The organism is Phenylobacterium sp. P4_E10 (assembly GCF_056401675.1).
On sequence record NZ_JBFUIW010000020.1, the window covers coordinates 13,675 to 31,063 of the forward strand.

14 protein-coding genes are annotated in these 17,389 nt (G+C 67.2%); 9 read left to right on the forward strand and 5 right to left on the reverse strand.

The window, feature by feature from the left end; all coding sequences use genetic code 11:
* Nucleotides 1–6 precede the first annotated feature (6 nt).
* The 4 genes from AC1DQJ_RS18715 to AC1DQJ_RS18730 all read left to right on the forward strand — a co-directional run bounded on the left by AC1DQJ_RS18715 (nt 7) and on the right by AC1DQJ_RS18730 (nt 4,232).
* Nucleotides 7–1,500, forward strand: coding sequence for a dipeptidyl-peptidase 3 family protein (locus tag AC1DQJ_RS18715; protein ID WP_477606079.1), 1,494 nt, complete (start codon nt 7–9; stop codon nt 1,498–1,500).
* 1 nt (nt 1,501) lies between these two features.
* Nucleotides 1,502–2,533 carry a mechanosensitive ion channel family protein gene (locus AC1DQJ_RS18720; protein WP_477606081.1) on the forward strand — a complete coding sequence of 344 codons (1,032 nt, stop codon included), beginning with the start codon at nt 1,502–1,504 and terminating at the stop codon, nt 2,531–2,533.
* Nucleotides 2,530–2,964, forward strand: a complete 435-nt coding sequence (locus AC1DQJ_RS18725; RefSeq protein ID WP_477606083.1) for a DUF488 domain-containing protein — start codon at nt 2,530–2,532, stop codon at nt 2,962–2,964. Before AC1DQJ_RS18720 ends, AC1DQJ_RS18725 begins: the two co-directional genes overlap by 4 nt.
* Nucleotides 2,965–3,038: 74 nt before the next feature.
* Entirely contained in the window at nt 3,039–4,232 is a 1,194-nt protein-coding gene (locus AC1DQJ_RS18730) for a M48 family metallopeptidase (protein WP_477606085.1), read from the forward strand.
* 35 nt (nt 4,233–4,267) lie between these two features.
* On the opposite strand, the gene AC1DQJ_RS18735 is transcribed toward AC1DQJ_RS18730, so the two are convergent.
* A complete protein-coding gene (locus tag AC1DQJ_RS18735; RefSeq protein WP_477606087.1) occupies nt 4,268–4,486 on the reverse strand; it encodes a hypothetical protein in 219 nt (72 codons plus the stop codon).
* A 75-nt stretch (nt 4,487–4,561) separates the two neighbouring features.
* Complete coding sequence (locus AC1DQJ_RS18740; protein WP_477606089.1) at nt 4,562–5,677, reverse strand: beta-ketoacyl-ACP synthase III; 1,116 nt, start codon at nt 5,675–5,677, stop codon at nt 4,562–4,564.
* 388 nt (nt 5,678–6,065) lie between these two features.
* Between AC1DQJ_RS18740 and AC1DQJ_RS18745 the strand changes: the two genes are divergently transcribed.
* Together AC1DQJ_RS18745 and AC1DQJ_RS18750 are read left to right on the forward strand one after the other, a co-directional pair.
* Nucleotides 6,066–8,921 carry a TonB-dependent receptor domain-containing protein gene (locus AC1DQJ_RS18745; protein WP_477606091.1) on the forward strand — a complete coding sequence of 952 codons (2,856 nt, stop codon included), beginning with the start codon at nt 6,066–6,068 and terminating at the stop codon, nt 8,919–8,921.
* Between the two features lie 222 nt (nt 8,922–9,143).
* Nucleotides 9,144–9,662, forward strand: coding sequence for a porin family protein (locus AC1DQJ_RS18750; RefSeq protein ID WP_477606093.1), 519 nt, complete (start codon nt 9,144–9,146; stop codon nt 9,660–9,662).
* Between the two features lie 79 nt (nt 9,663–9,741).
* Here AC1DQJ_RS18750 and AC1DQJ_RS18755 read toward each other — a convergent pair whose 3' ends face one another.
* The gene (locus tag AC1DQJ_RS18755) at nt 9,742–12,834 is read right to left on the reverse strand and encodes a TonB-dependent receptor (protein WP_477606095.1); all 3,093 of its coding nucleotides are present in this window, start codon (nt 12,832–12,834) and stop codon (nt 9,742–9,744) included.
* 325 nt (nt 12,835–13,159) lie between these two features.
* On the opposite strand from AC1DQJ_RS18755, the gene AC1DQJ_RS18760 reads away from it, so the two are divergent.
* Nucleotides 13,160–13,996: an alpha/beta fold hydrolase gene (locus AC1DQJ_RS18760; protein WP_477606097.1), complete on the forward strand. Its 837-nt coding sequence runs from the start codon at nt 13,160–13,162 to the stop codon at nt 13,994–13,996.
* A 16-nt stretch (nt 13,997–14,012) separates the two neighbouring features.
* Here AC1DQJ_RS18760 and AC1DQJ_RS18765 read toward each other — a convergent pair whose 3' ends face one another.
* A complete protein-coding gene (locus AC1DQJ_RS18765; protein ID WP_477606099.1) occupies nt 14,013–14,231 on the reverse strand; it encodes a hypothetical protein in 219 nt (72 codons plus the stop codon).
* Between the two features lie 255 nt (nt 14,232–14,486).
* Complete coding sequence (locus tag AC1DQJ_RS18770; RefSeq protein ID WP_477606101.1) at nt 14,487–15,167, reverse strand: terminase small subunit-like protein; 681 nt, start codon at nt 15,165–15,167, stop codon at nt 14,487–14,489.
* Between the two features lie 156 nt (nt 15,168–15,323).
* Here AC1DQJ_RS18770 and AC1DQJ_RS18775 point away from each other — a divergent pair, with 156 nt between their 5' ends.
* Both AC1DQJ_RS18775 and AC1DQJ_RS18780 read left to right on the forward strand, forming a co-directional pair.
* Nucleotides 15,324–15,986, forward strand: coding sequence for a DedA family protein (locus tag AC1DQJ_RS18775; protein WP_477606103.1), 663 nt, complete (start codon nt 15,324–15,326; stop codon nt 15,984–15,986).
* Between the two features lie 70 nt (nt 15,987–16,056).
* Nucleotides 16,057–17,373 (forward strand): MFS transporter, encoded by a 1,317-nt coding sequence (locus tag AC1DQJ_RS18780; RefSeq protein ID WP_477606105.1) that lies wholly within the window; start codon nt 16,057–16,059, stop codon nt 17,371–17,373.
* Nucleotides 17,374–17,389: the final 16 nt, after the last annotated feature.

Below are 17,389 nucleotides of genomic sequence, written 5' to 3' on the forward strand. Positions count from 1 at the left end.
ACAGACATGCGTAGGTTCGTTGCGCCGCTCGTTGCGGCCCTTTGCCTGCCCACGGCCGTCATGGCCGCCTCGCCCCAGCCCACCGAAGGGCTCGCCAAGATCCAGATGCAGGTCGAGACCGGCTTCCTCAATTCCGAGGAGCGCCAGGTGGTCAATCTGCTGATCCAGGCGGCCAACGAGATGACCGCCATCTACGCCAGGCAGTCGGAAGGTCAGGGGCCGGGCCACGGCTTCTATCCGGCCGGCATGACCAAGGCCGAGCTCGACGCCTACATCGCCGCCAACCCGGGCCAGAAGGCCGCGCTGATGGACGGCTACACCGTGGTCAAGCGCGAGGGCGGCAAGCTGGTCACCACGCCCTACAACGTCGAGTACAAGGCCGAGCTGGACCGCGCCGCGGCGCTGCTGGAGAAGGCCGCCGCGATCACCACCAACCCGAGCTTGAAGAAGTTCCTGACGCTGCGGGCAAAGTCGTTCCGCTCCAACGACTACTTCGAATCCGAGATGGCCTGGATGGACCTGGAGGGCACTCCGATCGAGGTCGCCATCGGTCCCTACGAGACCTACACCGACGAACTCTACGGCCAGAAGACCGCCTTCGAGGCCTTCGTCACCCTGAAGGACCCCAAGGAGAGCAGCGCCCTCGACAAGTACAAGGGCTACCTGCGGGCCATGGAGGCGAACCTGCCGGTGCCGGAGTCCTACAAGAACTTCCAGCGCGGCGGCGCCTCGCCGATCGCCGTGGCCGAGCAGGTGCGCGGCGGCGGCGACAACACTATCGGCCCGCAGACCATCGCCTTCAACCTGCCCAACGATGAGCGGGTGCGCGAAGCCAAGGGCGCCAAGAAGGTCGTGCTGTCCAACGTGCTGGGCGCGAAATACGACCGGATCCTCAAGCCGATGGGGGACCGCGTGCTGGTCGCCGACCAGGCCGCCCTGGTCAGCAAGAAGTACATGACCCTCGAGACCCTGTTCCACGAGCTGTCGCACAGCCTCGGCCCGGGTTCGATCACCGTCGCCGGCCGCCCGACCACCGTCTCGGCCGAACTGAAGGAGATCGGCGGCACCGCCGAAGAGGCCAAGGCCGACGTCATGGGCGTCTACAACATCCTCTACATGATGGAGAAGGGCGAGGTTCCGAAAGCCGAGCGTTCTCAGCTGTTTGCGACCTACATGGCCGGCATCTTCCGCGCGGTTCGCTGGGGCGCCGGAGAGGCCCACGGCCGCGGCGCAGCCCTCCAGTACGGCTACCTGAAGTCCAAGGGCGCCTTCACCTGGGATCCTGTCGCCAAGCGCTACCGGGTCAACGACGACGCCATGCAGGCCGGGCTCACCAGCCTGGTGGCCGATCTGGTCAAGCTGCAGGGCGATGGCGACTATGCGGGCATGAACGCCTTCTTCGACCGCTACGCCAAGCTCGACACGGAAGCCGAAAGCGTGATCGCCACCCTGAAGGACATTCCGGTCGACATCGCTCCGATCTATCCCGACAAGATCTAGGATGGACAGCAAGCTCGCCGCCGACATCCAGGTCCTCGCCACGCATGATCTTGTCCGTCTGGGCAAGACCACGATCACGGTGGGCGGCCTGGGGGCGGCGATCTTGATCATCGCTGCCTCGCTGCTTGCGGGGCAGCTGCTGGCCGGCGTCATCCGCCGGATCCGCCGCCGCGCCGATCCGGCCGCCGCGCCCTCGATCTATATCGTCGAGAAGCTGACCACCTACGGTCTGGCGGTGTTCGGGGTGATCGCCGCCTTCTCAACGCTGGGCCTCGACCTGTCGTCCTTCACGCTGTTCGCCGGCGCCCTGGGCGTCGGCCTCGGCTTCGGGATGCAGAGCGTCGTCAAGGAGTTCATCGCCGGCCTGGTGCTGTTGTTCGACAAGCTCCTGCACATCGGCGACTACATCGAGCTGCAGACTGGCGAGCGCGGGGTGGTCGCCGAGATCGGCCCGCGCGCCACCCGCATCCGCAATAACGACGACCTCGACGTCCTGATCCCCAACTCGCGACTGATCGAGACCCCGGTCGTCAACTGGACCTATCAGAACGGCGCCCGGCGGATGCACATACCGTTCCGCGTCGCCTACGGCGCCGACAAGGCCGCAGTGCGCGAGGCGGTTCTGCGCGCCGCGCACAACGTCCCTTTCACGCTCAAGGACACCTCGGTCCGCAAGACCCAGGTCTGGTTGGTCGGCTTCGGCGAGAGCGCGCTCGCCTTCGAATTGGTGGTCTGGCCGGCCCTGGAGGCGGTCAAGCGGCCCAACGCCACCCACGCAGCCTATACCTGGGCGATCGAGGACGCCCTGCGCGCCGGCGGCTTTGAGATCCCATTCCCGCAGCGCGAGGTGCGCGTCCGCGCCATGTTCGGCGAGGAGGGCGACGAGGCGCGCCAGACCTTGGGCCTGACCGGCCACCACATCGGCGAGAGGCCGAGCATCCGCCGCGACAGCGTCAACGATGCGGCCGAAGACCTCGCCCGCGGCGCCCAGCTGGACGCCGCGTCCGATCTCCAGCCCAAGCCGCGCTCTTGAACCCCCTGGCCACCATCGGCTACGAGGCGACGACCCAGGACGTGGTCATCGCCCGGCTGAAGGCGGCGGGCGTTGAGACCCTGGTGGATGTCCGTGCGATCGCCGCCTCGCGCCGGGCAGGCTTCTCCAAGACCGTGCTGGCCGCCAGCCTGGCTGAAGCCGGCATCGGTTATGTGCATCTGCGCCAGCTCGGCACGCCCAAGCCCGGCCGCGACGCCGCCCGCAAGGGCCGCATCGCCGAGATGACCGTCATCTTCGAGGAGCACCTGGCCGAGCCGGCCGCCCAGCTCGAATTGGCAGCGGCCAAGGAACTGGCCGCCGAGCGCAAGATCGCCTTGCTCTGCTTCGAGGCCGATCACCGCGGCTGCCACCGCAAGATCCTCGCCGACCGCATCTGCGAGGACCTCGGCTGCGCAGTCGAGCACCTCTGACCTGAACCATAATTCACCTGACAAGACCCCCGGTCTCTGGCCTCCTTCCGGCGAATATTGGGGGAGGGGCGAGCATGGCCCAGGGTTTCGATCCGGCCGCGGCGACGGCCGCCTATCTGGCGACCATGTCGCCGGAGGCGCACGCCAAGGCCACGGCCTACACCCAGGGCGGCCACTGGCTGCTGCTGTGGGGTGCGCTTGTCGCCATCGTCGTCGCCTGGCTGGTGCTGCGCTCGGGCGTGCTGGTCGCCACCCGCGCGGCGATCGAGAGCCGCAAGGCCCGGCCCTGGCTGGCCGCCGCCGCAGTGCTGGCGCTCGACGCCCTGATCGAGACCATTCTTGCCCTGCCCTGGACCATCTATTCCGACTGGTGGCGCGAGAAGGTCTATGGCCTGACCAGCCGCGGACTGGGCGGCTACCTCGGCGAGTTCGCCGTCACCGCCCTGATCTCGATCGTCGTCACTGTGATCCTGGTCTCGCTGCTCTATTGGCTGATGCGCAAGGCGCCGCGGACCTGGTGGGCCTGGGGCGGCGGCGTGGTCGCCATCGCCTTCATCGTGCTGCTGGTGCTGGCCCCGGTGTTCGTCGAGCCGCTGTTCAACACCTATAAGTCCGCGCCTGCGGGGCCGGTGCGCGACGCCATCGTCGAGATGGCCGAGGCCAACGGCGTGCCGCACGACAAGATCTACGTCTATGACGGCTCCAAGCAGTCCAACCGCTACACCGCCAATGTCTCGGGCCTGTTCGGCACGGCCCGCATCGCCATGAGCGACGTGATGTTCGCCAAGGGCGCGGACATGGCCGAGGTGAAGGCCGTGGTCGGCCACGAGATGGGGCACTACGTCCGCAAGGATGTCTTCTGGATGGCGGGCGCCTTCGGGCTCATGGCCCTGGTCGGCTTCTTCCTGACCGACCGGCTGTTCGCCCCGGTGCTGCGCCTCACCGGCGCGAAGGGAATTCAGGGCCTTTCCGACCCGGCCGGATTCCCGGTGATCGGCATCATTCTGGCCGTCCTCGGCCTGCTGGCGACGCCGGTCTACTCATGGATCATCCGCCAGGGCGAAGTCGCCGCCGACCGCTTCTCGCTCGAGCACGTCAATGAGCCGGACGGCCTGGCCAAGGCCCTGGTCAAGACCATCGAGTACCGGGCGGCTACGCCCTCGAAGCTCGAGGAGGCGCTGTTCTACGATCATCCGGCGGTGGGCAGCCGCGTGCGGATGGCGATGGGCTGGAAAGCTGCGCAGCAGAAGGTCGACGAGGTCCACTAGCCCGCTTCCCCGGCATGGCGCCGGGCTGGCGAAGCCTAGCCGAAACTGCGCTTCAGCTTCTCCAGCGCCGGCGTGATAGTGTCCCAGTAGGGCCGCGCGCACTCGCCGTGCCAGGGACCGCTCAGGCCCCTGGAACCGTCGGGATCTTCCCGGAAATGCATCTTGGTGGTGGGCTCGCCTTCGCGGATCGGCAGCTTGCACTTGGGGCACCAGGGACCACGCGGATCGCCGCCCGGAACGTCGTCGTACGCCATACTCATCCCCAGAGACTTGTGACGCTGGAACGTAGCGCCACTGTCTCCTGGGGCCGACGCGTCAAGGCGACGCGTCTACCGTTTGCGAACGAACACCGTGCCGGCCGAATAGCCCGCGCCGAACGAGCAGATCAGGCCGGTGTCGCCGCTGACGAAGTCGTCGTTCGCCTTGTGGAAGGCGATGATCGAGCCGGCCGAGGAGGTGTTGGCGTACTCGTCGAGGATGATCACGTTCTCGCCGGGCGCCGGTTCTCGGCCCAGGACGCGCTTCCCGATCAGCTCGTTCATGTTGATGTTGGCCTGGTGCAGCCACATGCGCTTGAGGGCGGTCGGATCGATGCCCAGGTCGCCGGCGTGGGCGACGATCATCTCGGCGACCATCGGCACCACTTCGCGGAACACCTTGCGGCCTTCCTGCACGAACAGCTTGTCGGTCGCGCCGACGCCATCGGGCGCCGCCCGGTTCAGGAAGCCGAAGTTGTTGCGGATGTTGTTCGAGAACTGGGTCTTCAGCCGCGTGCCGAGGATTTCCCAGCCGCCCGTGGCGTCCTCGGCCCGCTCGACGATCACCGCCGTGGCCACGTCGCCGAAGATGAAGTGGCTGTCGCGGTCGCGGAAGTTCAGGTGGCCAGAACAGATCTCCGGATTGACCATCAGCACAGCGCGGGCCGAACCGCCGCCCACGAAATCGGCCGCGGTCTTGATGCCGAAGGTGGCCGACGAGCACGCCACGTTCATGTCGAAGGCGAAGCCCTCGATGCCCAGCGCCTGCTGCACCTCGATGGCCATGGCCGGGTAGGCGCGCTGCATGTTCGAGGCCGCGCAGATCACTGCATCGATCTGGCTGACGTCCTTGCCCCAGCGGGCGATGGCATCCTTGGCCGCCTCGACGGCGATCTCGGCCAGCACCGAAAGCTCTTCGTTCGAGCGCTCAGGGATGTTCGGCCGCATGACCTCCGGATCGACCAGGCCGGTCTTGTCCATCACGAAGCGCGACTTGATGCCCGAGGCCTTCTCGATGAACTCGGCGGAGGAGGGGGTGAGGGCGGTCACTTCGCCGGCCTCGATCGCCGCGGCGTTGGCCGCGTTGAACCGCTCGACATAGGCGTTGAAGGTCTCGACCAGCTCGGCGTTCGAGAGGCTGTGCGGCGGGGTGTAAAGGCCCGTGGCCGCGATCACGGCTTGATGCAAAACGCTGTCTCCGACAACCGCTCCTCTGGCCCGGGAATCCGTCCGGCGGGAGCTTGAGGCGCCAGTGATAGCACGCCCGTCACAGAGCGGTCATGCGGGCCGCGTTGATGCGCTCGCCAGGGTGAGTCGCGCGGCGAGATCACGTTTTCGGCGTGGTGCAGTCGCGATATCGCGCTGATTGCAAGATTGGGAAATCGTGTCCCTGCAAGGGGTCGTGGCGCATTAATCGTGCGCAACGGCGGGGCAACTTGACAGTTTTTCGGCCCAGCCCATCCTCCACGGGTTACCTCGACAGTACGCTTGCAAATGCTCGGCCCATCAAAACGACGGCGCTGCTCGCTAGCTGGTATCCGTTAAGAGCACGCCTCACCGCCCGGGGGAGGGTGATATGAAGCGCCTAACGAGAGGCCTTGCGTCTCTTGCTGTTACAGCCATGGCCGTGGCGCCGGGGGCGGCAGCCGCCCAGGCCCCGGACCAGTCCGTCGAAGAGGTGGTGGTCACCGGTTCGCGCATTCGCACGAGCCCGCTCGAACAGAGCCAGCCCATCGTCCAGATCGATCAGGAAGCGATCGCCAAGAGCGGTCTGACCTCCACGGCCGACGTACTCCAGCGCATCCCCTCGGCGGGCGGCGGCCTGAACGCCAAGTTCAACAACTCCGGCAATTTCGGCAATCCGCCGGACGGCGGCGGCGTCGGCGCCGGCTCGGCCGAGATCGACCTGCGCTACCTGGGCTCGCGTCGGGTGCTGGTGCTGGTCGACGGGCTGCGCTGGGTCAGCGGGGCCTCCGCCTCCGGGGTGCCGGGCGCGGTCGACCTCAACACCATTCCGCCGGCCATGATCTCGCGGATGGAGGTGCTGCAGGAAGGCGCCTCGCCGATCTACGGCTCCGACGCCATCGCCGGCGTGGTCAACATCATCACCAAGCAAAGCCAGGACGGCCTGCAGGCCTCCGCCCAGATCGGCGGCTATGGCGAGGGCGACGGGTTCAGCCAGGACTACAACGTCTCCTGGGGCGTCACCCAGGAAGGCACCCGCGTCGTGCTCGGCGGCGGCTACTACAAGCAGGACCCGGTGCTGTCCGGCGACCGCGACATCTCGCGATACCCCAGCCCCTACGCCACCTCCTGCGTGGAGGGCGGCTGCAGCGGCTTCCCGGTGCTGGGACGGTTCATCGTCACTGATCCCAACACCGGCACGAACTTTGACGCCACCTTGAAGGTGCCGCTGGCCATCGGGCAGCGGCCGATCTACGTGCCCGGCAATCCGACCGGCGCCGCGGGCGACCTTACCGACTTCACCACCGCCGGGCGGTTCAACTTCCAACCCTACAACTACATCCTGACCCCGTCGGAGCGGCTGAGCTTCTTCGGCAACGTCAACCAGGAGATCACCGAGGACATCAATCTGCGGGTCCGCGCCAGTTATGTGGACCGCCGCTCGGCCAACCAGGCCGGACCGCTGCCGCTGATCGTCGGGCCCTCGGCCGGCAACGGGAACCTGCTCGACACCGTCAACATCGACGTCACCAATCCCTACAACCCGTTCGGCTTCACCCTCGAGCCGGGCACCTTCGACCTCGTCGGCCGGCGTATGATCGAGAACGGGCCGCGCCACTACGAGCAGAAGGTCAATACCTGGAACCTGACAGGCGCCCTGGACGGCGACTTCCAGGTGAGCGGGCATGCCTGGTACTGGGACGTCAATGTCGTCTGGTCGCGCAACCACGCCGAACAGACCTTCACCGGAAACATCAACGCCCAGCGGGTGCAGCAGGCGCTCGGCCCGTTGGCTGGGTGCACGGGCTCGTGCGTACCGCTCAACCTGTTCGGCGGCACCGGCACCATCACGCCGGCCATGTTGTCCTTCATCGGCTTCACCCAGCAGGATGTCTCCGAGCAGGAGCTACGCGACTACAGCGCCAACCTGACCGGCGACATCTTCGACCTGCCGGCCGGGGCGCTGGCCTTCGCCGCCGGTTATGAGCATCGCGAGACCGAGGGCTTCTTCCAGCCCGATCCGATCGTCGCCGCGGGCCTGTCGTCGGATATTCCGGCCCAGCCGACCAGCGGCTCGATCACGGTCGACGAGTTCTACGCTGAACTGCGCGCCCCGCTGCTGGCCGACCTGCCGTTCGCCTACAAGCTGGACGTCTCGCTGGCCGGCCGCTGGTTCGACTATTCGACCTCCGGAAAGGACGCGACCTACAAGGCCGGCCTGACCTGGCGGCCGATCGAGGAAGTGCTGGTCCGCGCCTCCTGGGGCGAGGGCTTCCGCGCCCCCACCATTGGCGAGCTCTACGGCAGCGCCTCGCGCTTCGACCAGGAGGTCGTCGACCCCTGCTCGGACATCCTGGGCCTGGCCGGCGGCGCGCCCGCCAACGCCACGGTCCGCGCAAACTGTATCGCCAGCGGCGTGCCGGCCAATGGCAGCTTCACGCAGATCAGCCCGCAGGTCTCGGTGCTCACCAGCGGCAACTCCGCCCTGCAGCCGGAAACCAGCGAGAGCTGGAACTACAGCGTGGTCTGGGAGCCGCAGGCGCTGAAGGAGGCCACCTGGGCCAGCGGCGGCTCGCTCGAACTGGCCTACACCGACATCGAGCTCGACCAGGCGATCCAGGCCCAGAACGGCCAGGCCTTCCTGACCCGCTGTGCGACCACCGCCGACCCGATCGCCTGCGGGGCCATCAGCCGCGCCAGCTCCGGTTCGGTGATCGCGATCTCCAACCCGCTGATCAACATCGGCGGGATCAAGACGCGGGCCGTCGACCTGAACCTGATCTACACCTCGCGCGACTACGACTTCGGCCAGTTCACGGCGCGCTCCTACACGACCTGGCTGCTGGAGTTCACCGAGTTCGTGCCCGCGGCCGACGGTCTGCTAGAGATCAACCGCGAAGGCACCGAGCGCGGCAGCCCTGACCAGGCCTATCCGAAGACCAAGTCGACCTTCATCGTCGACTGGGACAGGGGCGAGTGGGGCGCGACCGGCACCCTGCGCTACATCTCCTCGGTGGATGAGCCGGAGGTGACGGCCAACAAGCTGGACTCCCGGACCTACCTCGACGCCCAGTTGCGCTGGCATCCGGAGTTCATGAACGAGGGCGTGCGCGTCGCAGTCGGCGTCAACAACCTGCTCGACAAGGATCCGCCCGGCTGCATCAGCTGCGGTCTGAACAACTTCGACCCCAACGCCTACGACGCGCCGGGCCGGGTGTTCTACCTGCAGCTCAGCTACCGCCAGTAGAGAGCCCGAGGCCGTCTCAGGACGGAGTGAGACGACGTGCGGCGGCGGGGGCGACCCTGCCGCCGCGCTGCGTTTAGGCCCTGTGGCCGTAATGACACAACGCAGAATGGTCTCGGGATCGTCCGCGAACCGACCCTTTATGGCCGCGTTTGGAGGCGACCTACCCCTGCGGCTGGGGGATGGCCAAGCTTTAGTACGGAGTACCAATCAATGAACAATAAGATGTCTCTCATCGCCGCCGCCGCTCTCGCCGCCGCCATCGTTCCCGCCGCTGCGAACGCGCAGGCCGTCACCGGCTACGGCTCGCTGGGCTACAGCCACCATAGCCTTGAAGACGTCGATCTGGGCGCGATCCAAGGCCGCATCGGCGCCCGCTTCAACCCCTACCTGGGCGTTGAGGGCGAGCTGGGCTTCGGCGTGAAAAAGGACGACGTCACCATCGGCGGCGTCAACGGCAAGACCGAGTTGAAGAACTCCGTCGCCATTTACGGGGTGGGCTTCCTGCCGGTCGCGCCGAACGCCGACCTCTACGCCCGCGTCGGCTACGGCAAGAGCGAGGCCAAGGTCTCGGTCCCCGGTGCCAGCGCTGACGCCGACGGCAACAGCTGGAACTACGGCGTCGGCGGCCAGTACTTCCTGGACGATAAGAACGGCGTCCGCGCCGACTACACCCGTCACGACTTCGAGGACGACGCCGGCGAGGCGGACGTCTGGTCGGTGGGCTACGTCCGCAAGTTCTAAGCCTTAGCGGCTAAGGCAAAAAGAGAGGGCCGCCTCCCGCGAGGGAGGCGGCCCTTTTTGCTTCCGATCGGGGGGACGATCAGAAGCTGTAGCGCAGCGATAGGCGGACGCTGCGGGGGGATTGGTAGCTGCGCGGGTAGCCGTAGACGGGGATCGGCGTACCTTGCTGGTCGCGGGTTTCGCCCTGCTCGACCACCCGGGTGACCGCGCGCTCGTTGAACAGGTTGAACACGTCCAGGGCGGCCGACACCGAACCGAAGCCCTCGCGCTCACGAATGATGTCGTAGGTGAAGTTCAGGTCGGTGTTCGTGACCCAGTCGGTGCGGCCGGCGGAGCCGCGCGGAGTGGAGACGCTGTGGCCGTTGACGGGGCAGAACCACGCCGACGGATCACCGCCCGCCGAGGGATCGTCCTCGTTGTAGCCCAGGCAGCCGTAGGGCCGTCCCGATTGGGCGTAGAAGTTGCCGCCCACGCGCAGCGCCTCGGTCACCTGATAGGTGCCGAACAGCTTGAACGTATGGCGACGATCGTTGGGCAGGTAGCCATCGGCGCCCTGCGCCAGGAACCAGGCGTCGAAGTCCTGGGTGATTGAAGTGTCGGTCTGGGCGATGTCCGACTTCACCGCGCCTTCGTAGTTGCCCTCGGACTTGGCGAGCACATACGAGCCCTGCAGGGCCCAGACGCCGTCGAACGGGCGCTCGAACGTCAGTTCCAGCGCATGATACGTCCGCTCGACTTCCGGCAGCCGCAGGTCCTCGGCCGTGAGGTTGACGGGCGTGAGGTTCGCGCCGCCGGGGCCGTTGGTCAGGTCGAGCATCATGTTCGCCGGCTTGCCCGGATTCAGCATGATGTAGGCGCCGGTGAACAGGTCGTTCGAGCTGGGATCTTCCTCCGTGCCCGCCACGCAGTGAATGTCTCTGGTCCGCGCGCAGTAGCGGTCGATGACGCCGCCGCGACCCAGGTCGGTGTCCTCGATGGTCGACGCCAGATTGCGGTACATATAGCGGGCGCCGGCGCGCCAGCCATCCAGGATTCCGCCCTCGAAATCGTGCTCGTAGCCGAGGATGAACTCTTCCTCGAACATGGCTTCGATGTTGGACGCGACCGCTTCAGCGGGGGCCGGTGCGATGGGCCTGGCGAAGATGGCGTCGGGCCGCAGGCGGGCGCCCAGGATGGGGATACCGTTGGCGTCGCGCGCGATGCTGCCGTCCGCGTTGATCGTCACCGCGCGATACTCTTGGTGATAGTCTTCGCCGGAAACTTCCCGAATGGAGGTGTTGGTGGCGATCGGCAGGTAGTAGCGCCCGAAGGAGCCATAGACCTTGTCGCGCCCTTCGCCCTGCGGGTCCCAGGTGAAGCCCAGGCGCGGCGCGAACTGGTCGTCCAGCTTGATGTAGCTTTCGCCGCCCCGGTTCTTGTAGTCGTACTGGTCCAGGCGCAGGCCGGCCTGGATCGTCAGGTCCGGGGTCACGTCCCAGGAGTCCTGGGCATAGATGGCGGTCTGCTCGGCCGCGTACTCGCCGCCCGAACCCAGCACGGTCTTCAGCGCGTAGGCCTGGGCCGGCAGCGAGGTGCCGGTCGGGACACGGAAGAACACGTCCATCAGGTAGCCGCCGTTGTAGGCGTGCACATCGCTCGAGCTGAGCTCTTCCTTGTCGTATCCGACCCGGATGTGATGGTCGCCGAACAGGTTGCGGACGTAGAAGTCCGCGTCGACGCGATAGGTGATGCGCGTGTCTTCGCCCATCGGCTGCAGCGATACGGCGGTGGTCGCGGGGGTCAGGAAGGTCGTCGTCGTGGTAGAGCGCCGATCGCGAACACGGGGTACGTTCACCAGCGGGCCGACGTCCTCCTGGCTGGACTTCTGCTTGCCGTATAGGGCCGTCAGCGTGAACCAATCGGTGAAGGCGCCGGTGTACTTGTAGATCTGGTTGAAGCCGCCAGCGTTCTCGGTGTAGCCGAGCCCTTGGCCGGTGATGCCGACGCGGGCGTCGCGGCTCAGGAACACCTGGTCGGTCTCGTTCGAGTCGGAGAACAGCGTCGCTTCCAGGCGCTGGGTGTCGGTGATGTTGAGATCGAACTTGGTCAACCAGCGCGGGCTGGTCGACTTGTTGTAGAGTTGAACGCCCGTATAGAGGTTGTTGCCCGCCAAGCCCTGCGAAGTCATGGGGAAGTATTCCTTCGTCGACCTGGGATTGACCAAGGCGAAGAAGAAGAGGCGGTCCTTGAGGATTGGTCCGCTCAGATAGAGCGAGGTGTCAATGGTCTCGAGGCTGGCCATCCGGTTATAGACGGTCGCGCCCGGGACGCCGGTCCCGCCGGGCGAGTAGGCCTGCGGCGCGTGAGTGCGCAGCGACTCCGGCGTGTAGGTGAGGGTGGCGCCGCCGTGCCATTCGTTCGAGCCCGACTTGGTGACCATGTTGATCACCCCGCCCGTGGCGCGGCCGAACTCGGCCTGATAGCCGCCGGTCTTCACGTCGATCGTCGAGATCGCGTCGAACGGCAGGTCGGCGTAACCCAGCAGGTTGCGCAGGTCGGTAACGTTGAGGCCGTTGATGTAGTAGACGCTCTCGGCGGCCGAGGTGCCGCTCACCACCACGGTGCTCTGGTTGCGGCGCGAGCCGGCGTTGATGCCGGGGTCCGGTCGCGAGACGCCCGGAGTGAGCAGCGCGACGCTGGCGATGCTGCGCCCCAGCGGCACGCGCTCGGCCATTTCCTCGACGTTCACGGCCAGGCCGGTGTCGGTGCGGGAGAAGTCCCGGGCTTGCCGGGTGCCGGTGACTACGAACTCGCTGACCGTCCCCTGGGTCAGGGTGAAGATGAACGACGAACCGCCAGCCGCGACGCTGATCTTCTGGTCCGAGATGCTGTTGAATTCGCCGGCGGCGACGTCAGCGGTATAGGCGCCGACCGGCAGGGCGTTGACCTGATAACGACCGCTGGCGTCCGTGGCCGCGGCGCGCACGACCCCCTGGCCGGAGCGCACCGTCACGGTCGCGCCGCTGATCGGCGAGCCGTCTTCCTTTACGACCCGGCCGGTGAGGTTGCCGGACGTATAGTCCTGCGCGACCGCCAGGGTCGGCACGGAGACAACCGCAATCGCGCCGAACGCGGCCGCGCTGGCGAGGAGGGTCGAGGCGAGAAGCCGCCCTCTCATCGTGGTGATTTTCACGTGTGTAGGCTCCAGTTTCAGGAGCGGACCCCCGGCCCGCCGTACGCGTCGTCAGACACGCCAGTGGGGAAAAAGGTCAGGGCGCCGGAGTCGGCGAAACGGCGTTGCGATCAATCGTGACAGACGCACGACAAATCGACGAAGCGACGAATGCGCCGCGCGTCCCAGGCGGATAACGTGAACTTGGCCTGATCGGCGCCGGGCAAACTGCTAGAAGCGCCCCTGTCGTCGCGATCAGTCCGGATCCTTTGACAGCCCGGCTTCGGCCCATCACCAGGCAACAGCGCCGGTCCTGCCGGCCGGCGAGTTGGCGAGGGATTTCGCCATGACCGACATCACCACAAAAGACGGCGCCCGCATCTTCTACAAGGATTGGGGGCCCAAAGACGCGCAGCCGATCGTGTTCCACCACGGCTGGCCGCTGAGCGCCGACGACTGGGACAACCAGATGATGTTCTTCTTGGCGGAGGGATATCGCGTCATTGCCCACGATCGCCGCGGCCACGGGCGGTCGGAGCAAACCGACGGCGGCAACGACATGGACACCTATGCCGCCGACGTGGCCGCGCTGGTCACCGAGCTCGACCTCAAGAATGCGATCCATATTGGCCATTCGACGGGCGGCGGCGAAGTCGCGCACTACGTGGCGCGCGCGGAGCCGGGGCGCGTGGCGATGGCGGTGTTGATCGACGCCGTGCCGCCGGTGATGGTCAAGAAGGACTCGAACCCGGGCGGGACGCCGATCGAGGTGTTCGATGGATTCCGGGCGGCGCTCGCCGCCAACCGCGCCCAGCTTTACCTCGATATCCCGACCGGTCCCTTCTACGGCTTCAACCGTCCGGGCGCGAAGGCGTCGGAAGGCCTAATCCGCAACTGGTGGCGGCAGGGAATGATGGGCAGCGTGAAGGCCGGCTATGAGTGCATCAAGGCCTTCTCCGAAACCGACTTCACCGAAGACCTGAAGGCGATCGAGGCCCCGGTGCTGGTGATCCACAGCGAGGACGATCAAATTGTGCCCTATGCCGACTCCGCGCCATTGACGGTGAAGCTGCTGAAGAACGGCACGCTGAAGACCTTCAAGGATCTGCCGCACGGCTGCTGTCAGACGCATCCCGAGATCATCAATCCGCTGATCCTTGCCTTCCTTCGCGGCGAGGGCTGATCAGCCACCGCCGCCGTCAGGCGGCGGTGGAATGCATGAAGCGCCCGGCGAGGTCGCCGTTGCGCAGGAAGATGCTGACCTCGGCGGCCGCGCCCGAGCGGGCGTAACGGTCGGCGAGGGCGCGCGCGGCAGCTTCCGCCCGGCCGCCGGCTTCAAAGATCAGTTCGTTGTCGAAGGCTTCTGAACGAACGGCCCAACCGTCGCCGGCAGGCGCAACTAGAATCTGCAGAGCCATGAAAAGCTCCTTTTCACTCGGTACTAAATTCGGGGTGCGACGCGCCTGGCTTGGAGCGTCACGATCGAGAATGCGGACGGCCATCGCATGGCCTCCGCAGGGCGATGTCAGGACCGCATTCGGCCGCGTTTATGGAGACATCGACACATTGGCGTCGCTCGCTCAGCTTTCTCTCGATGCATGCACAGATAGGCGCAGCTTACGCTTTCGCCACCCCAGAAACGCACAAACTCGTTGCAAGTTTCTCTGACAGGCTCAGCGGCCGGGGCCGCTCCACATCGGACCCGCAAGGACGGCGCCGTTGGTGAAGTCCTGAAGGTAGACCTCGAAGCCGCCGGGCCCTTCGTCGTCCTCGCGATAGGCCTTGGGCGCCACCCGGGCGGCGCGCCAGCGGATGACGTCGAACTGCAGCCGCGCCAACTTCACGTCCTCGGCCGTCGCGGTCTGCGCGATCTCCCAGGCCTGGTCGGCCAGCAGGTCGGCCTGCATCCGCCGGGCCTGGCGATACATCCGTGCGAAGTCGTCGTGATTGCGCAGCCACTCATAGACCGTGCCCGTCACCGGCATGCCGGCCTGGGCGCAGACCTCGACCAGGCTCATGCCGCCGGCCAGCGCCCGGCAGATCGTCTCGCCGACCTCCGGGCGATAGGCGTCCGGCCGCGCCCAAGGCCGCTGGCGCTTCCAGGCGCGGTCCGCGCGCGATCGGCGGTGGAGGTCCTGCCGGGCGGCGTGGGCGAGGCGTTGGGCGCGGCGCAGGTTGTGCTGGAAATCGGGCCGCACCGCCGCCCACCGATGCACCGTTGCAGCCCCCGGCATCTCGCGCGGCTTGCATATCGCCCGCAGGCTCTCGCCGGCCTCGACCCGCGCGCAAATCTGCCGCGCCAGGTCTTCGTCATAGGGGATGAGAGGGCGGGGCGTGTCGATCGCTGAGGTCACGGCTTCACCCTATGGTAAGGGGGCGAACAAAGCAAGAACAAATGACGCCGCATCCATGTTCTGATGCATCCCGGCCACAGGGCGAGATTCATACTCGCTGCGGCCTTGCGCCCCCTCGCGCAAGTGGGCGGCTGGGCCCATATCGGGGCTCTCCCCATGGACGCTTTCCTACAAAGTCTCGCCGAGTTCATCGCCCGCCACAGCGCCTGGGCGGGCGTCGTGCTGGGCGTCGTGACTCTGCTTGAGTCCCTGGTGCTGATCGGCGCTTTCATCCCGGCCACCGCCCTGATGGTGATGGCTGGCGGTCTGATCGCCGCGGGGGTGCTCGACCCGGTGCAGGTGGTGTTCTGGTGCGTCGCCGGCGCGATCATCGGCGATGCGGTTTCGTTCGAACTGGGCCGCCGCCTGGGTCCGCGCACCCTACGCCATCCGGCCTTCCGCGCTCACCGCCGCAAGGTTGCCCGCACCCGGCTGTTCAACCGCCGCTACGGCGCCGCTTCGATCTTCATCGGCCGCTTCTTCGGCCCGCTGCGCGCCTTCGTGCCGCTGGTCGCCGGCCTGCTGCAGATGCGTCGGCGGACCTTCCAGCTGGCCAACGCCGTCTCGGCCGCCGTCTGGGTTCTGGTCATCCTGGCTCCCGGCTACTTCGCCGCCCGCGGCCTGGCCGAGCTTGAGGCCCTGGGCGAAGCGCATCTGGCCACCATCGCCGCCATCACCCTCGGCGGCCTGATCCTCTCGGCCCTGGGGCTGCGTGAGGTCCTGCGCCGCCGCGCCCGCGCGGCCGCGGCCTTGGCCCTGCTGGTGGAGCCGCGCGCCTAGGGCTTGACGTAGGGTCGGCCTTGACGGCCCTTCGGGCGACAGCAAACTATCCCCGCCAGGGGGAAATTGCGTGACAACTCAAGCTGCTGACGCGGCCGCCTCGCCCGAGAGCCCCGGCACAGGCTTTCCCGCCTATCTGTTCGCGCACGCCGCCTGGTTCCTGGCCTTCGGGGTCCAGGTAGTGTTGTTTCCCTATCTGGTGCGGGTGGTCCTGCAGGAGAGCGAGGCCCGTTTCGGTCTGGCCCAGATGGCGCTGCAACTTCCCACCACCCTGCTGATCCTGATCGGCGGCGCCGTGGCCGACCGGACCGCCGTCAAACGCACCGTCGTCGTCGCCTGTCTGCTGGCGGTGCTGACCTTCGTCACCCTCGGCTACCTCGTCACCTTCGGACGGCTGACCTACGGCCTGGTCATCGCATATGCGCTGACCGTCGGGACGATCGGCGCCTTCGCCACCCCGGCCCGCGACTCACTGCTCAGCCTGGTTGCGCCGGCCAAGGGCGGCGTGCAGGGCGCGGTGGCCTTCGCCTCGCTCGCCCAGTTCGGCGGGCAGATCCTGGGCATGATCGCCGCCGCCGCTGCGCCGCTGCTCGGCGTCGGGCCGCTGCTGCTTGGACAGGCCGGCCTGATGGTGGCCGCAGCGCTCGCAGCCCTTCGCATCCGTCCGCGCCCCGCCGCCTTGCGGCCGCGCGAGCAAGGGGCAGGGATGCTGACCAGCCTACGGCGCGACATCGCCGCCGGTTTCGCCGCCGTGCTCGCGTCTCCGGTCATCGCCCCGGTGATGGTTTGCAGCATCGCCATCGGGGTCTGCTTCATGGGCAGTTTCTTCGTGCTGCTGCCGCTGATCGTCGAGAGCTATTTCGATGGCCAGACCCTGAGCCCCGAACGGACCGAGATCGCCTCGGCGCTGGGTCTGTTCAGTCTCTGCTTCTGGACCGGGACCATGATCTCGGCCATGGCCCTGGTCCGGGCCGGGCCGCTGCGTCGCAAGGGGGTTGTCTATCTGTCGGCGCTGACCGCCGGCGGCGTGATCCTGATGCTCTGTGCGATCCCGGCCCCGTTCTGGGTGCTCTGCGTCCTCAACTTCGCCTGGGGCCTCGGCGGCGGCGTCGCCATGACCCTGGGGCGCAGCCTGGTGCAGCAGCATGCGCCCGAGGCGGTTCGCGCCCGGGTGCTGTCGATCTTCACGCTCGGCTTCATGGGCGGGGGGCCGCTCGGCGCGGTGGTCTACGGCTTCCTGGCCCAGGCGGTCGGGCCGCGCACCGCGATCCTTCTGCCGGGCGGCCTGATGCTGGTCATCGTCGCAGTGATGTTCGCGCGCTCGCGGGTGCCGCAGCTCAGCGATTATCCGCCCCTTGACGCCCCCCTGCAGGAGGCGGACGCTTGATCGGGGGAGGATGGTT

Excerpts from the sequence above, each read along its gene's own strand:
- AC1DQJ_RS18715 (WP_477606079.1), top strand. The coding sequence starts at position 7 with ATGCGTAGGTTCGTTGCGCCGCTCGTTGCGGCCCTTTGCCTGCCCACG.
- AC1DQJ_RS18720 (WP_477606081.1), top strand. The coding sequence starts at position 1,502 with ATGGACAGCAAGCTCGCCGCCGACATCCAGGTCCTCGCCACGCATGAT.
- AC1DQJ_RS18730 (WP_477606085.1), top strand. The coding sequence starts at position 3,039 with ATGGCCCAGGGTTTCGATCCGGCCGCGGCGACGGCCGCCTATCTGGCG.
- AC1DQJ_RS18735 (WP_477606087.1), bottom strand. The coding sequence starts at position 4,486 with ATGGCGTACGACGACGTTCCGGGCGGCGATCCGCGTGGTCCCTGGTGC.
- AC1DQJ_RS18745 (WP_477606091.1), top strand. The coding sequence starts at position 6,066 with ATGAAGCGCCTAACGAGAGGCCTTGCGTCTCTTGCTGTTACAGCCATG.
- AC1DQJ_RS18750 (WP_477606093.1), top strand. The coding sequence starts at position 9,144 with ATGTCTCTCATCGCCGCCGCCGCTCTCGCCGCCGCCATCGTTCCCGCC.
- AC1DQJ_RS18760 (WP_477606097.1), top strand. The coding sequence starts at position 13,160 with ATGACCGACATCACCACAAAAGACGGCGCCCGCATCTTCTACAAGGAT.
- AC1DQJ_RS18765 (WP_477606099.1), bottom strand. The coding sequence starts at position 14,231 with ATGGCTCTGCAGATTCTAGTTGCGCCTGCCGGCGACGGTTGGGCCGTT.
- AC1DQJ_RS18775 (WP_477606103.1), top strand. The coding sequence starts at position 15,324 with ATGGACGCTTTCCTACAAAGTCTCGCCGAGTTCATCGCCCGCCACAGC.